Raw genomic sequence first — 14781 nt, forward strand, 5'->3', positions numbered from 1 at the left:
CATGCGGTTTCCGACACGTCTCCTCGCCTGCGCCTGTCTGGCCGGCTTCGCCAGTGGCTGCGCCACGTTCGGCACCAATGTCGAAGGCGACTTCACCTGCCGGGCGCCCAAGGGCGACTGCGCACCGGCCCACGTCATCGATGCCAAGGCGACGAACACTCTGTCCTCGGGCACGGCGCCTCATGCCGAGACACGCCCCCGGTCGGGCGTCGTGGATGCTGACACCACGCGTACGGCGGAGCGGACCCTGCGGGTCGTCTTTCCAGCGCATGTCGATGAGGCCGGAACGCTCCATGATGAAGCGGTCGCCTGGACGGTCGTCGATAACCCGCGCTGGGCAACCGAACTGCGCCGCAAAGCGGGTGAGGACAAGAGCGGGGCCGTCATGCGCCAGGTCCGCCGGCAGTTGAAGGCCGCTCAAGCTGCGTCGGCACACGAAGCCGCAAACAGTCACTCGGATGCTACCGTCGATCTTGCGGCGCCCTTTTCATCCGCGCCCACGAACGGGACCAGCACCCTGGAGACCCCGGGCGCTGATGCTCCCAGTTCCGAAAATGCAGTTTCAGATGCCTCGCCGCTGGTCCTCCCCTCCACGGCGCGCGAGGCCGTTGCCGGTGCCAAAGCACCGGCGGTCGAGGGGTTCGACACGTCGCCTCCCCCGCGTGATCGAGCCCCTCGGCCAGAGGCGGGGCACAGCGCCCCGGCGTTCCCGAGCGCGGCGGCGATTGAAGCCGCGAAAGCCGCAATCCGCCCGGCAATCCGGACCGGCGCTCAGCCGACCGACACCACCTCGCAGTCCGAGGAACCCAAGTGATGGCCGAGCAACTCAAGTCCGTCGTTGATCGGTTGCTCAGCGGATTGCTGGGGGATGCCGAGCACGTCGAAAAGCCCCGTCCCCAGCTGATGGTCGACATGCTGTCCGACTGGCTGCCCTACAGGGTCTATGATCCGGCAACGCGCCTGTACTTCAACGCACGCTCGAAGGGCTTTGTCCTCTCGGTCACGCCGCTGATCGGCGCGGACGAGCGCACAGGGGAAATCCTCGGGCAATTCTTCTCGGAAGGCTTACCAGCGGGCGCCTGCCTGCAGGTGCTCCACCTTGCGAGCCCGCGCATCAGCAGAATCATCGCCCCGTGGTTTGCGCCACGGTACATGCAGGGCGGCGTGTACGAGGCGATTGCCCGTCACCGCGCGCGGCGGCTCTATTCGCTCGTCTGGGAATCAGGCTCGCCGGACGCCCCCTTTCATGCGCGGCACCACCAGGTCATCGTCTCGGTCGGCGTGCCAACATCGAAGGCGGTCAGCAACGAGGATCTCAAACAGACCCGCGAGGGGTTGGTGGCGATGCTCAAGTCACTGAACCTTGGCGTGGTCGAAGTCGGGCCGGAAGCGCTCATCGCCGTCATTGATGATCTGACCTCGCCCACCACCGCGCCGCAGGACGACGCCGTGCCCTACAATCCGAACGATCCGATCGCCTCGCAGGCGATCCGCCACGATATCGAACTGGTCGTGGCTGAAGATCGCATGCGGCTCGTGACCGAGCGCTTCCGTCCTACCGGCAAGGTCAATGACGGCGTGCCCGAGATCGGGACCGTCTATCCTGATGCTTTCGATGTTCGCCATTTTGCCGTTCGAAACATGCCATCGCGGTGGGCCCCGTGGGAATGCGCGCGGCTAATCGGCGACCTGTTCACCGACAAGCTGCGCTTCCCCTGCCCGGCCGCCACCATGCTGTGTCTCGTCTATCCGGACCAGGAGGCGGCATCGGCGAAGGCCGGCTTCAAGTTCATGCGGACAACCAGCCTCGCCGGTACCCGCAGTGCCAGGTTCCTGCCGCGGATCGGGGAACAGGCCGCCGAGTGGCAACATGTTCAGGCAGAGCTGCAGGAAGGCCGCCGTCTGGTACGCGTGTTCTACGGCGTGACGACCTATTCGCCGCTTGGGTCCGGCGACCGCCACGAGCGCGCGATCAAGTCGATCTACAAGGCGGCAGGCTGGGACCTCACCGACGAGCGCTATCTGCAGATCCAGGGGCTTCTTGCGGCGATGCCGCTGACGCTAGCCGACGGGCTCGGTGCCGACATGGAGCGGCTGAAGCGGTTCAAGACCGTCCTGTCGACCACGGCAGCCAATATCGCGCCCATGCAGGGTGAGTATCTCGGAAGCGCCCACCCTCACCTGCTGTTCGTCGGTCGGCGCGGCCAGCCCTTCTTCTGGTCGCCGTTCGAGAACGAGGCGGGCAACCACAACGTCGCGATCTGCGGCAAGTCGGGATCGGGCAAGTCGGTGCTGCTCCAGGAGATGTGCGCCGCGCTGCGCGGCGCCGGCGCGCAGGTGGTCGTGATCGACGACGGTCGCAGCTTCGAGCATTCGGTCAAACTGCAAGGCGGCCGTTTTGTCGAGTTCACAATGAAAGCGGGCTTCTGCCTCAACCCCTTCTCGATGATCGACGCAGCCCGCGCCGCCGAGGACGAGGATTATCGCCTCGACTGCTTCGGAATGATCAAGGCGATCGTCGGGCAAATGGCCCGACACAGCGCAAAGCTGACCGATACAGAGCGCGGGCTGATCGACCGGGCGGTCAACATGGTCTGGGCTGAACACGGCGCGGCGGCCACGGTCACGACCGTCGGCGAAATGATGGCCGGTCTTGGCCATGACACGGCCGCAGACATTGCGACTGCACTTGCCCCCTACATGGCTGGCGGAACCTACGGTGCCTTCTTCGAGGGCCAGGCCAGTCTCGACCTCGATGCGGATTTCACTGTATTCGAGATGTCCGACCTCGCGAGCCGGGAAGACCTGCGCAGCGTGGTCCTCTCCGCGATCATGTTCATGACCAGCCAGGCGATGACGCGCAGCCCAAGGTCGCTGCGCAAGCTGCTGCTGATCGATGAAGCATGGTCGATGCTGAAGGGCGGCTCGATGGGTGAGTTCGTCGAAACCTATGCCCGCACCTGCCGGAAATATGGCGGCGCGCTGGCGACCGCCACACAGTCGCTCAACGACTACTACAAGTCCGACGGGGCGACGGCAGCGCTGGAGAACAGCGACTGGATGCTGATCCTTCAGCAGAAGCCGGAGACGATCGCCGATTTCAAGGCGAGCAAACGCCTCGATATGGACGATCGCACCGAGACGCTGATCCGCAGCCTCAAGCGCTCCGGGAGCGACTATTCCGAGGTGTTCATCAAGGGGCCGGAGACCGAGGCGATCGGACGGCTCGTGCTCGACGACTATTCGGCAACGCTCTTCTCGAGTTCGCCCCAGACCTTCGCCGCCATCGATGCCGAGATCGCCCGCGGCCACCAGCTCGCCGATGCCATCGAGCGCATCGCTCATCTCAACCGCTGACACCTCTTCACCAAAGGATTCCGAAACTCATGCCTCTCCACCTCGTCACCCCGTTCGACCGGACGGATGCGCCCGAAGACGAACAGCCCCTATTCCCGCCGGTGCCGACCTGGCGCTCGCGCATCGCCGATGGCTGCTACATCGTGTTGCGCGGTAGTCTGTTTCTGGGCTCGTCCTATCTGATGGCCCTGGGCCTGCCGCTGCTCTTCTTCCTGCTTCTATCGGGTGGCAATCCCGATGCCTTCTTCGCCCATGTCGCCAATCTCGGTGATCGCTTCCTGGCGGCGGATTTCACACGGCGAGTCACATTCCTCGATCAGTGCAAGTTCGTCCTGATCGGTCTCGCCACACTCGTCGTCGTGTGGCGCATGCCGCGCTTCATCCGTGATCTCGACCGCGAACTCTCGGGAGAAATGCTGTGAAGAACATTCTGGCAACATTAAACCTTCGCAGGCGGCTGGCATCGATCAATCTCACCGCTGTCGTGCTCGGCGTCGGCATGATCGGCCAGGTCCTGTGGGGCGTCTGGACGACCGACAAGCTGGTCACCCTGGAGAAGCGTGAGGTCGTCACGGTCCAGCTGAGCCGGATCATGGGCGACTTCATCGAGGGCGAAGCACGAGCTGGTCGTCCGCCGGAAGAAATGAAGATGCGCGTCCAGGCCTACCTCAAGGCTGTGGAAGCCTCGGTGCAGCAGCTTGGTCGCGAGGGCCGGACGGTCCTCGTTGCCGAAGCCGTGGTGGCCGGGAGCACGCCGGACCTGACGCAATCTGTACGCGCCGATGTTGTGCGCCGGATGGGAGCCATTCCCGATGCTGCCCGCTGATCGCCTGATCCGCTCTGCGTCCGCGCGCCGTCTCGTGCTTTGGGGCGGGCTTGGCGCCGGGGCGCTGGCACTCTCCTCGCTCGCCGCCTTCGCTCAGGGCCACGCGCTCATGATCAACGTGAGCCCCAGCCTGCCCTACTGGGCCCTCTGGGTGACGCGCGGGGCAGCCGTGCACCGCGGGGATATCATCCTTTTCGATCCGCCTGCTTCGTCGTTGCTGGTGAAGCATTTCGGAGCGGCGCCGAAACCGTTCGGTAAGCGGGTGAGCGGCGTGCCGGGCGACATCGTCACCGAGCAAAACCGCACCTACTTCGTCAACGGGCAGGCTGTCGCCAAGGCCAAGCTCACGAGCCGCCTTGGTGAACCCCTCGCGCTCGGCCCGACGGGCCGCGTTCCGCAAGGCTGCTATTTCGTCACAAGCGAACACAAGGACGGTTTCGACAGCCGCTACGCCGCAATCGGTTGGATTTGCGGCCCACGCATTCTCGGCGTCGGGAGGCCGATCCTGTGAGGCTCCTTACCTTCCCCATATGCGCCACTGCGCTGGCGCTGGCCATAGCGCCAGAGGCAATGGCTCGCGATTACGGTCAGCACGGCACGGTCTGGCCAGTCATCGAACCGGACCTGCTGCAGCAGATCCATGCCAGGCTTACGCAGCTCGAGAAGACCGGCGAGACCGCCCGCCTCAATGAGGAGCTGAAGCGGCGAACGATCGCCCGGGTCAACCGGCCTGAGCATGTCGCAGGTCTCTCCCTCGCTCCGGCAACACGCAGCTGGCGTTTCGATCCGACGATCACAGTCGAGCGCGATATCGCCGACGATAAGGGCCGCGTCATCATTGCCGCAGGCACTCGGGTCAATCCGCTCGATACCGTGCCGCTGCGGGCTCCCCTCGTCTTCCTCGACGGCGACGACCCGGCACAGCTCGCCTGGGCCACCCGTCGCTATGCCAGCACAAAGGCCAAGCTCATCCTCGTGGCCGGCGCGCCGCTCGAACTCATGAAAGCCCGCCAGCGGCGCTTCTACTTCGACCAAGGCGGCACGCTGGTGAAGCACTTCGGCATTCGCGCAGTACCGGCAACCGTCGAGCAGCAGGGTCGCGCGCTCCTCATCACCGAACAGCCGGTCACTCCCAACGAGCGGGCGCCATCATGAGCAGGAAACATCGCCTTCTGTCATGGCTTTGCGGAGCACTTCTGCTCGCCAGTCTGAGCATCTTCTCCAGCACCCCGGCCCAGGCTGCGGCCGGTCCCGGCCGCTGCACCGGCAAGTTCGTCAATCCGATCACGGACATCTGCTGGTCGTGCCTTTTCCCGATTTCTATCGGAGGCTTGAAAATCTGGCCGTCAAGTCGGCCCGACACCAGCAACCCAGCTCTCCCCGTTTGCCTCTGCGGTTTGCGGCCCGGTATCGCCATGGGGTTCTGGGAGCCGGTCCGGCTTGCCGACGTCAGCATGAAGCCTTGGTGCTTCGTCAATCTGGGCGGGATGAAGCTCGATCCTGGGTTCGACATCGGCTTCAAGTCGATGGCGGGGCCATCTGCAGTTGGCGGCAATACCCAGTACAACTCGCAGTGGCATGTCCACTGGTATGCCTATCCGCTGATCTACTGGATGGAGATCGTTGCCGACTTCCTGTGCCTCGAGTCCGGCTCGATCGACATCCTCTACATCACCGAGATCGATCCGCTCTGGCAGGACAGCGAACTCACCGCGATCATCAACCCCGAGGCGGTCCTGTTCGCCAATCCGCTGGCGCTTGCGGCCTGCGCGGCCGACTGCGTGGCGGCAACGGCCAAGCTGCCGACCGATGAACTGTTCTGGTGCGCGGGCTGTCAGGGCACGATGTATCCGCTTAACGGCAATGTCTCGGCGACCATTGGCCATGTCCAAGCCTCGCGGCTCGCGCTCGCCCGCTTCTCCTACAAGCTCCACCGCGAACTCGTCGCCTGGGGGACGATGGGCAGCAAGGGGCTTTGCGGCAAGTACCTGATGCCGGTGATGCGCAAGCAGCAATACCGCTTCCAGGCCACCAATCCCAATCCGCAGACCAAGGGCCGCTACGCCTGCGCGCCCATTGGTGCCTCCACCACCTTCATGTCGGCAGGCCAGGTCTATCCCGCCATTGGCGAGGACATGGGCTATCTGGTCTGGCGCAAGCGGAACTGCTGCGCACGATGAAAACCATTCCTCATCTCATTGTGGTCGCCTCGCTTTCGAGCCTTGCCGCTTTGGCTGGCGCGTCGGCGCAGACGGCCGAACCGGACCTTGATGTGGCGGCCATCCGGGCACGCGCCAACGCTGGCGCCAGTGATGCCGACGCGCTCTCTGCCAATGCTCGCGCAAGGGCCGAGGCGCTGGCGCGGGAGGCCAGGACAAGCACCAACGAGGCCGAGGCGCACGCTCGCCGCTACACCCGTGAGGCTGCCGCAAGTGCTAAGCACGATCCGGCCAGCACCTTCGACTTTGACCGGATGGTGGCCGACGCCGGCACCATGACCAGCGAAGGCATGGGCGAGGCGCCAAGGTTCATCGCCTTTGCTTCGCTCTCGATGCCGCCAGCGGCGCTGCGGGCGATGATCGACGACGTGGCCAAGGCCGGCGGCATCGTCGCCTTGCGCGGTCTGCCTCGCAACAGCGCCAAGGCTCTGACGGACGCATTGGCAAAAATCGCAAAGCCCGGCGAGCAGCTGGACGGCGTCGGTATCGACCCGCGGCTCTTCCGTGCTTTCGGGATCGAGACCGTGCCCACCTACGTCGTCACCAGCAGTGACTTCGATCTGTGCGACGGGTTCGATTGTCGGACGCAGATCCCGCCCCACGACCGGATGAGCGGCAATGTCAGCGCAGCCTACGCCCTTGAGACCTTCGCGCGCGGCGGCGGCCCCGGCGCTTTGCTTGCGGCCCAGCACCTCGCCCGTCTTGAAAGGCAGGATCCATGACACGACCAATCCTCTCTCTCACGGGCGTGTGCGCGCTCCTGCTCACCCTTGCCGGACCGCTTCACGCCCAGACAACAACCGATGCTGCCAAGGCGGACGGCAAGGCTTTCGGGCGAGACAAGGCGGCATCCGCGCAAAGTGCGGCAACCACAAACCCGGATGCCAGTCGCATCCCCAATTTTGGCGGCACACCAAGTCAGTCGGGCTATTTCGACGATCCCGACCGGATGAGCCGCGAAGCGGCGAGCCAGGCCACGACCAATACCGGTTACAGGGCCATGCGGGACTCGATGGACCGGCGGGCCCGGTTTGCGCCGCAGGATCTCGATGCGACGATCGCGCGCAGCAATGTGATCAGCAAAGATCCCCTCGCCTATACGAGCGGGATGGCGATTGGCGGCTCGCAGGGACGCTGCGTGCCGTTGCCGCCGGCCAGCGGAACCGCAGCACGCTACATGGCGACCTGCAACGTCGGCTACACCGCCAGCCAAGAAACCCGGACCTGCCCCGTGACATTGACCGCACGGGTCGAGCAACGCCAAGTCTACGGCTACTACTGCGTGGGCGGCAGCGGGGTCGACCCGACTTCGGTCTACAACTGCAACCGCTACCCCGCGCCGCAATGCACGGTCACGCAGTCCTATCCGATCAACCTGTGCGATCCCTACTTCGGGATCTACTGGGGCTGCAACTCTGGCGACCTCAGGGTTGACCTGGTCAGTTGTACCGCGCCGGTCGATGGCGCCACACCCTATACGGTGACGGGCGAGAACGTCGTAACCGCCACGCGCGATGAGAGCCAATGCGCCGGCATCGCGGCCGACAGCTCGTGCCAGCAAGACACCGAGACGTGCACCGACAGCGATCCGGTAACCCGCATTGTCGATGGCATCGCCGTGACGCAGCCTTGCTGGGCATGGAGCCGGAGTTACAGCTGCGCGCAGTTTATTGAGGCTCAGGACTGCCAGACACTTGAAGACACCCCGGGCTGCAAGCTCGTGCGCGAAGACTGTCTCGCTGGCGAGCCCTGCCGCACCTGGGAGCGGGTCTATGATTGCCCGGTTCCGGACCAGCCCGCGAACAGCAATCAGTTCATCTGCGATGGCGACGTCTACTGCATCGATGGCTCGTGCGAGACCATCCAGCGCGAAGCCAATGACGAGTTCAAGGACGCGGTTGTCGCGTTGAACGCGATGAATCAGGCCCGCCGCGAGTTCGATCCTGACAATCTAACCTTGTTCAAGGGGACCCGCGAAAGCTGCTCGTCGAAGGTTTTCGGCATTCTCAACTGCTGCAAGGGCAAGGGCTTTCCGCTCATCCCGGGCATCCAGCTGCTCGTAGCGCTGGGCTGCAGCCGCGAGGAGATGCTGCTGCATCAGAAAGACGCGCAAGGTTTGTGCGCCTACGTCGGCACCTATTGCTCGTCGTCCTTCCTTGGCGTGTGCCTGACCAAGCGGAAGGTCTACTGCTGCTTTGAATCCAAGCTCTCGCGGATCCTGCAGGAGCAAGGCCGCCAGCAGCTGAACAAGCCCTGGGGCAAGCCGAAGACCGAGCAATGCGCCGGGTTCACCATCGACGAGTTCGCCCGGCTTGATCTGAGCCGAATGGACTTCAGCGAAGTCTATGCCGAGTTTACCGACGCCGCCCGCCTGCCTGACGAACTGCAGGCCACCCAGGAAATCCAACAGAAGATCGAGGACTATTATGCCCGTGCACGCCAATAAGGCCGCGTGGCGGCTGCTTGCCGCCTGCGCGATTGCCAATGCCGTTTGCGTCCTTCCGTCCGCAAACGCGCAGACGACCACCACCCAGACCGATGCGCTGCCACGCGCCGAGACGGGCGAGCGGCAGGACAGCTTCTACTGCGCGGAGCGCCGGCTTGGGTACTGGTTCTACTGCGACCGGCCCAAACCGCCGGAACAGAAGGCACTTACGCCAGCGGCAAGCGCCACGAGCCAGCTTGACGCGATCACGGCGACCTTGCGGGAGCTCAAGGCCAAGGCGATCCTCGAGCCCACGCCTGCCAATGTGACGGCGTACATCCGGTTCCAGCGGGCCCAGCTCGACCGGGCTTCACTCTTCAGCGACGTCTGGCAACGGGCGATCTGGCAGGATCCCGAGCTCGACTACACGCTGCAGCGCCCGGTTTCGACGCTCGGCAAGCGCCAGTGGCAGGATTCGCGCAGCGCGGAACGGAACGCGGCAATGGCGCAGCTCTCCGAGCGCTACGGGCTCTTCTACTTCTTCGCCCAGAGCTGCGGCGCCTGCGAGGTCATGTCGCCGATCGTACAGAGTGTTGCCTCTACCTGGCATATCGCTGTCAGAGCGATTTCGACCGACGGCGGCCCATCGCGGCATTTCCCGAATTACACGGTCGAGACCAACCAGCGCAGCCGCATGGGCCTGGAGCCCAAGATTACGCCAGCTGTCGTGCTCTGGGACGCCCTGACCGGCCGCCCCATTCCGATCGGCTACGGCGTGATGAGCGCCGACGAGCTTCAGGACCGGATCTACCTCCTCACATCGAAGGAAGCTGGACGTGACTACTAGGATGAAAAGAGCCGTCGCTGCGATCCTTGCAGCTACCCTTCCCCTCACCAGTGCATCGGCCGACGTCGGCAGTTCGATGGACTCGTTTCTGAACGACGTCGGCGGCGCAGCCAACGTCAACGGGCCGACCGCGTTTCAGGGGCAATCGGCCGGCTATTACAGCCTCGGCAATGTCTGGACGCGCTTCCCGCAAAAGACGACCAACATTGCCAACCTGCAGCTGCCGCGCGCCCGAGCTGGATGCGGCGGTATCGACATTTTCGCGGGGTCCTTCAGCTTCATCAACGCGAGCGAGATCGTGGCGATGCTGAAGGCGGTCGCCAACAATGCCGTCGGCTTCGCCTTCAGCCTGGCGATCGACACGGTCTGCCCGGAATGCTCGAAGATCATGCAGGAGTTCAGCCAGAAGGCTCAGCTCATGAACAACCTCAACATCAATTCCTGCGAGATGGCACAAGGATTGGTAGGCGGGATCTGGCCGAAGGGCGACCTTGCCGACAAGGCGGTCTGCGAAGCTATCGGCAACTCCGAGGGCATTTTCACCGACTATGCCGCAGCCAAGCACGGCTGCGGCACAAGGGGGCAGCGTTCGAGCACGACTGCGCAAGGGTCGGGCAAGTATGACGACGTCAATCCCGGTGTGCCGCGAAACTACACCTGGACGATCCTCAAGAAGTCGGCGTTCTTCTCGCCCGGAGGCCGCTTCGACGAAGAGCTCGCCGAATATGCCATGACGCTGTTGGGCACGATCATCTACGTGCCGCCCAAGGACGATGAACCGGGCAAGTTCGTGCCGATCGTTGGCGAAGCCTCGTCGACGCTTGTGACCTCGTTGCTGGATGGCACCACGAACGGCAACGTCCTCATTTTCGACTGCGACGAGACGGAGAAGTGCCTCAACCCAGGTTTCAAGTCGCTGAGCCTGCCCGCATCGAAAGCGCTGCGGCCGCGCGTCGCGGCGCTCATTGGCGGGATGGTTCAGGCGATCCGCGATGATACGGCGATCACCGAAGAGCAGAAGGAACTGCTGCAGGTCGCATCGATCCCGCTCTACAAGATCCTGACCGTCCAGGCGGCCTATGGCCGCGGCATGCCGACCGACGACCGCGAGACCCTGGCCGAGATCGCCAGTGTCGACCTGCTGTTTGCCGTGCTCGACCGCATTGTCAGCGAGGCTGGCCGCTCAATGTCGAGCTTCATTGGGGCCGACGAAGCGAAGATCGCGATGTGGCAGAGCCAGGTCAATGTCGTGCGTCAGGCGCTGGCTGATCGGCAGGCCAACACGCATCTCAAGGTCAATGCGGTGCTGCAGATCATCGAGAAGACGGCGTTCATCGAGAACGTGCTGGCTGCCTCAATGTCTCCCGGCATGGCCGCATCGCTCGACTGGTCGCGCGGCGTCCAAAGCCGCGCCCTCACCCACTGACCGGGCCAACCACATCCAAGCGGGACAATAGACATGGTCGAGATTTTCACGGTCGGCGGCGGCGACTATCTGGTCAACGTCTTCCAGGCAGTCGCTGCCTGGACCGGCAACGGCGGCTACAAAAGCCTGCTCCAGGTGGTCATGGTGATGGGTCTTGGCCTTTCCGCCTTGACACTGGCATTCAACCAGGACTGGCGGGCGTGGATCAACTGGTTCCTGGGCGCCACGCTCATCTACTCCTGCCTGATGGTGCCGCGGCTCGATGTCCATGTGACCGACCGGCTCAACCCGAGCCTTGCGCCGGCCAATGTCAGCAATGTGCCGCTGGGCCTGGCTCTCATGGCGAGCTTTACCAGCCAGGTCGGCGATTATTTGACGGGCTCGGCCGAGGTGGTGTTCGGCCTGCCTGGCGATCTCAACTATTCAAAGAACGGCATGATCTACGGCGCGCGGCTCTACGATGCGACCCGGTCGTTGCGGATTTCCGATCCCGAGTTCGCCGCCAATCTCGATGAGCATTTCCGGCAGTGCGTGTTCTACGATGTCTTGCTCGGCCGCTACTCGATGAAGGAGCTGGCGGAGACGGGCGACATCTGGGCGACGATAGCCCCGGGCAGCCAGGCTCGCGCGCAACGGTTCCTGACCCGCGATGCGACCACTAGCGAGGTGAGCTCGAACATCGTGACTTGCCGCGAGGCTTACGACACGCTCAATGCGCAGTGGGCCGGACTGGTCGATGCGATGGGTTCGGTATTCGGCCGACAGCTCTACCCCAACCAGACGGCCGCGCTGGCCAAAGCGAAGCTCTTCGCCGATCTGCCGGTCGCCTATCAGTACCTGACCGGGGTCTCGGCCAACGCGACCGAGATCTTCAAGCAGACGCTGACGATCAATGCGATGAGCCAGGCCATGCACTCGATGTCCGGCGGCAGCGGCGCGGGCAATGTCGACGTCTACGCCCAGACCCGAGCCGACATTCAGACCGAGCGGACCTATGGTTCGATTGCGAGCAACGCGATGAAGTGGGTCCCGCTCCTGAACGTCGTGCTGACGGTGCTTTTCTACGCCCTCTTCCCGGTCCTGTTTCCTCTATTCCTGCTCCCCAAGACGGGCCCTGTCGCACTCAAGGGCTATGTGACAGGCTTCTTCTATCTCGCGGCTTGGGGGCCGCTGTTCGTGATCCTCCACATGATGCTGATGTACAAGGGTGCGGCTGACATGAGCGCGGTCACGGGCAGCAACGGTCTCAGCCTTGCGAGCTTTACCGGCATGGCAGACGTGAACAGCGATATCGGTCTGCTAGCAGGCTACCTCATCGCCTCGGTGCCGTTCCTGGCCGGCGGTGTGGCGAAGGGCGCCATGGCAATCTCACACAACGCGACGAGCTACCTCAACCCAAGCCAGAACGCGGCCGAAGAAGCAGCCCGAGAGGCGAGCACCGGCAACGTGTCACTCGGCAACACCAGCTTCGAAAACGCGAGCGTTCTCACCCGTCAGTTCGCCCAAGGCACTATTGCCCCAAGCTTCACCTATGGCGCGCCGCAGACGCGAACCTTCAGCGACACCGGCTCGATGACCACGAGCTTCCCGGATGGCAGCTACGACCAGATCCCGAACTCCAGTTATCCCTTCACCCCGACGCTGGGCCAGGAGTTCACATCGCGGCTTTCGACCATGGCGTCACAAGCCCGCGCCAACAGCGAGACCTATGCCAATGTCGCCACGGAATCGACGACCAGCGCCGTGACGAAGTTCCGTGAGCTCAGGGACCAGTTCAGCCGAGGCGCATCCTTCGAGAGCGCGACCGGCACCTCGAACTCCGACAGCATCCAGACCGCATTCAGCGAGGTCGATCAAGCATCGACCAGTCTGCAGCGGCAATTCGGACTGTCGCGCAGGGCCGCCGATGACATCACCGTTTCCTGGTTTCTGAATGGCGAGGCAGGCGCAAGTGCCGGCATCACGAACGGAGTGGCATCGGCGAACATCGGAGCCAAGGGTGGTCGAAACCAAGCTTGGACCGATAGCGACATCGGGATCGCTTCGGAAGACCGTTCGCGCATCTTCGGGAGCCTGTCCCAGATGGCTAACAGCCGCAATTGGTCGAGCACCCGCGATGGGTTCGTTCGCTCAGTCAGTACCTCATCAAGCTCGTCGATCTCGAGCACCGCGAGCGGCATGAACGCATCTCTGACGGAAGCACAGAGCTTCACAATCGAAGCCCGCCGGGCCGAGGAACTTGCCAACCGCCTTGAGAGCCAAGCGTCGTTCTTCGAGGGAAACAGCGCCGCAGCAAATCTCAATCTGTCCCAATCCTACCGAGAATGGGGTCTCGCCGAGATCGAAAGCAACCGCGATTATTATGGCAACGCTCGGTTCGACGACGTCACTTTCCAGCTTAGTCCGGAAGGCCAGGCATTGCAGGCAAAGTTCATTGAAAGTTATGCCGAGCAGCTTCGCAACGGGAGCAACGATCGCCTGGTACTCGCCCCCGGACAGGCCGTGTCCCGTCCGGCTTTCTCTGGCGCCGGATTGGTACGCGGGCGCGCGCAGACTGGCAGAGGGAACTCTGTCACAGTGCCGCAAGTGGGCGTCGGCAATATCCGTGGTGAGGTTCTGGGAGCTCAGTCTGCCGGTCGCGAGAAGATCAGCGGATCAAGAGGACGCCTGGATGCCATCACCAAGGGAGCACAGGGCGCAAGCGCTGAGGCTGCCGATGATGTCAAAGAGTGGTGAAGCGTCAGCCCTTCAAGACATCCCAATAGAGCACAAAGCCGACGAAGATCGCGAGTAACAGGAGGACTGCAACCGTCAAGGCTTGCGACCACGGATCAGCCCATGACTTCTTGATCCGATATTCCATCAGGCGATTATCGCGGATCGCCTGATCGACTTCAGACAACCCTTCCCACTTGCGAGTTCCCCGCGCCTCGGTGCCTTCAATGTCGAATTTCGTCATGATAGCGTTCATCTCGGATCCCTTTAGAACATAGCATAAACGAGGTCAGGGAACAGGGAAATCTGCCCCGCAGCGGAGAGAGCGCAGCCTCTCCTCAAGGTTCGAATCACGAATGCATTGACACGGAGAACGAAATGGTAACAAAAACCGCTTGTAAAGCGTCTCTTTACAGGGCACGCTGGCATAACCCGGCGCTGATCGAGATTGATGTATGCGAAGTGAAACCAGCCTGCTTATGCCCAGCCATCCCGGCAGCTTCTTGAAGAGTGAGATAGTGGAAGCCAACGGCTTGTCGGTAACAGAGGCAGCCCAAGTGCTTGGAGTGACTCGTCCAGCGCTGTCGGCCTTGCTCAACGGTCGCGCGGATCTAACGCCTCAAATGGCTGTGCGCATAGAAAAGGCGTTTCGCGTGCCTATTGAGCAGTTGATGCACATGCAGACCAGCTATGACATTGCGGAAGTCCGCAAGCGCGCCGACAAAATCCAAGTAGCGCCATTCAAACAAAAAGCAGATGGGGCGCGACCAGGGGGGATCATATGACGAATTCGAGATCAGCCGCACGGCTGAAAAAGCCCACGGCGTCCAGCGTAGCCGCTGCCATCGACTCCAAGCGCGTCGAACTGGCGCGCGCGCGTGTCATGTCACGGGCTTGGGCGGAAACAATCCCGGAGACACGCCGCACCAGCCAAGCAGCCCTTTTCGCGCGGGCTGCGATTGAAGC

The 14781-nt window shown here is 63.2% G+C and carries 14 protein-coding genes; 13 read left to right on the forward strand and 1 reads right to left on the reverse strand.

The features are described 5' to 3' along the window. Position 1 precedes the first annotated feature (1 nt). From ACM61V_RS17390 to ACM61V_RS17445, 12 genes are read left to right on the forward strand one after another with little or no spacing between them, the layout of a single operon-like run. Positions 2–814 (forward strand): TraV family lipoprotein, encoded by an 813-nt coding sequence (locus ACM61V_RS17390; protein ID WP_216313610.1) that lies wholly within the window; start codon positions 2–4, stop codon positions 812–814. Next, entirely contained in the window at positions 814–3357 is a 2544-nt protein-coding gene (gene traC, locus ACM61V_RS17395; RefSeq protein WP_216313612.1) for a type IV secretion system protein TraC, read from the forward strand. Before ACM61V_RS17390 ends, traC begins: the two co-directional genes overlap by 1 nt. Before the next feature lie 29 nt (positions 3358–3386). Next, positions 3387–3779, forward strand: coding sequence for a hypothetical protein (locus tag ACM61V_RS17400; RefSeq protein WP_216313614.1), 393 nt, complete (start codon positions 3387–3389; stop codon positions 3777–3779). Then, positions 3776–4183 carry a type-F conjugative transfer system protein TrbI gene (locus ACM61V_RS17405; protein WP_216313616.1) on the forward strand — a complete coding sequence of 136 codons (408 nt, stop codon included), beginning with the start codon at positions 3776–3778 and terminating at the stop codon, positions 4181–4183. The genes ACM61V_RS17400 and ACM61V_RS17405 overlap by 4 nt, the downstream gene beginning before the upstream one ends. Then, entirely contained in the window at positions 4170–4694 is a 525-nt protein-coding gene (locus ACM61V_RS17410; protein ID WP_419714211.1) for a S26 family signal peptidase, read from the forward strand. The genes ACM61V_RS17405 and ACM61V_RS17410 overlap by 14 nt, the downstream gene beginning before the upstream one ends. Further along, positions 4691–5338: a type-F conjugative transfer system protein TraW gene (traW, locus tag ACM61V_RS17415; protein WP_419714212.1), complete on the forward strand. Its 648-nt coding sequence runs from the start codon at positions 4691–4693 to the stop codon at positions 5336–5338. Before ACM61V_RS17410 ends, traW begins: the two co-directional genes overlap by 4 nt. After that, positions 5335–6363 (forward strand): conjugal transfer pilus assembly protein TraU, encoded by a 1029-nt coding sequence (gene traU / locus ACM61V_RS17420; RefSeq protein ID WP_419714213.1) that lies wholly within the window; start codon positions 5335–5337, stop codon positions 6361–6363. Before traW ends, traU begins: the two co-directional genes overlap by 4 nt. Beyond that, positions 6360–7124 (forward strand): type-F conjugative transfer system pilin assembly protein TrbC, encoded by a 765-nt coding sequence (gene trbC / locus ACM61V_RS17425; protein ID WP_419714214.1) that lies wholly within the window; start codon positions 6360–6362, stop codon positions 7122–7124. The genes traU and trbC overlap by 4 nt, the downstream gene beginning before the upstream one ends. Beyond that, positions 7121–8848, forward strand: coding sequence for a conjugal transfer protein TraN (locus ACM61V_RS17430; RefSeq protein ID WP_419714215.1), 1728 nt, complete (start codon positions 7121–7123; stop codon positions 8846–8848). The genes trbC and ACM61V_RS17430 overlap by 4 nt, the downstream gene beginning before the upstream one ends. After that, positions 8829–9674, forward strand: coding sequence for a conjugal transfer protein TraF (locus ACM61V_RS17435; RefSeq protein ID WP_419714216.1), 846 nt, complete (start codon positions 8829–8831; stop codon positions 9672–9674). Before ACM61V_RS17430 ends, ACM61V_RS17435 begins: the two co-directional genes overlap by 20 nt. Position 9675: 1 nt before the next feature. Then, complete coding sequence (locus ACM61V_RS17440; protein WP_419714281.1) at positions 9676–11100, forward strand: conjugal transfer protein TraH; 1425 nt, start codon at positions 9676–9678, stop codon at positions 11098–11100. A 33-nt stretch (positions 11101–11133) separates the two neighbouring features. Beyond that, complete coding sequence (locus ACM61V_RS17445) at positions 11134–13836, forward strand: conjugal transfer protein TraG N-terminal domain-containing protein (RefSeq protein WP_419714217.1); 2703 nt, start codon at positions 11134–11136, stop codon at positions 13834–13836. 4 nt (positions 13837–13840) lie between these two features. On the opposite strand, the gene ACM61V_RS17450 is transcribed toward ACM61V_RS17445, so the two are convergent. Beyond that, positions 13841–14071 carry a hypothetical protein gene (locus ACM61V_RS17450; RefSeq protein WP_419714218.1) on the reverse strand — a complete coding sequence of 77 codons (231 nt, stop codon included), beginning with the start codon at positions 14069–14071 and terminating at the stop codon, positions 13841–13843. Positions 14072–14270: 199 nt separating this feature from the next. Between ACM61V_RS17450 and ACM61V_RS17455 the strand changes: the two genes are divergently transcribed. Next, positions 14271–14600, forward strand: coding sequence for a HigA family addiction module antitoxin (locus tag ACM61V_RS17455; protein WP_419714219.1), 330 nt, complete (start codon positions 14271–14273; stop codon positions 14598–14600). Positions 14601–14781: the final 181 nt, after the last annotated feature.

The organism is Sphingomonas sp. TX0543 (assembly GCF_048565505.1).
In the GTDB taxonomy this organism is placed as follows: Bacteria; Pseudomonadota; Alphaproteobacteria; order Sphingomonadales; family Sphingomonadaceae; genus Sphingomonas.

Excerpts from the sequence above, each read along its gene's own strand:
- ACM61V_RS17390 (WP_216313610.1), top strand. The coding sequence starts at position 2 with ATGCGGTTTCCGACACGTCTCCTCGCCTGCGCCTGTCTGGCCGGCTTC.
- traC (WP_216313612.1), top strand. The coding sequence starts at position 814 with ATGGCCGAGCAACTCAAGTCCGTCGTTGATCGGTTGCTCAGCGGATTG.
- ACM61V_RS17400 (WP_216313614.1), top strand. The coding sequence starts at position 3,387 with ATGCCTCTCCACCTCGTCACCCCGTTCGACCGGACGGATGCGCCCGAA.
- ACM61V_RS17410 (WP_419714211.1), top strand. The coding sequence starts at position 4,170 with ATGCTGCCCGCTGATCGCCTGATCCGCTCTGCGTCCGCGCGCCGTCTC.
- traU (WP_419714213.1), top strand. The coding sequence starts at position 5,335 with ATGAGCAGGAAACATCGCCTTCTGTCATGGCTTTGCGGAGCACTTCTG.
- trbC (WP_419714214.1), top strand. The coding sequence starts at position 6,360 with ATGAAAACCATTCCTCATCTCATTGTGGTCGCCTCGCTTTCGAGCCTT.
- ACM61V_RS17430 (WP_419714215.1), top strand. The coding sequence starts at position 7,121 with ATGACACGACCAATCCTCTCTCTCACGGGCGTGTGCGCGCTCCTGCTC.
- ACM61V_RS17435 (WP_419714216.1), top strand. The coding sequence starts at position 8,829 with ATGCCCGTGCACGCCAATAAGGCCGCGTGGCGGCTGCTTGCCGCCTGC.
- ACM61V_RS17440 (WP_419714281.1), top strand. The coding sequence starts at position 9,676 with ATGAAAAGAGCCGTCGCTGCGATCCTTGCAGCTACCCTTCCCCTCACC.
- ACM61V_RS17445 (WP_419714217.1), top strand. The coding sequence starts at position 11,134 with ATGGTCGAGATTTTCACGGTCGGCGGCGGCGACTATCTGGTCAACGTC.
- ACM61V_RS17450 (WP_419714218.1), bottom strand. The coding sequence starts at position 14,071 with ATGAACGCTATCATGACGAAATTCGACATTGAAGGCACCGAGGCGCGG.
- ACM61V_RS17455 (WP_419714219.1), top strand. The coding sequence starts at position 14,271 with ATGCGAAGTGAAACCAGCCTGCTTATGCCCAGCCATCCCGGCAGCTTC.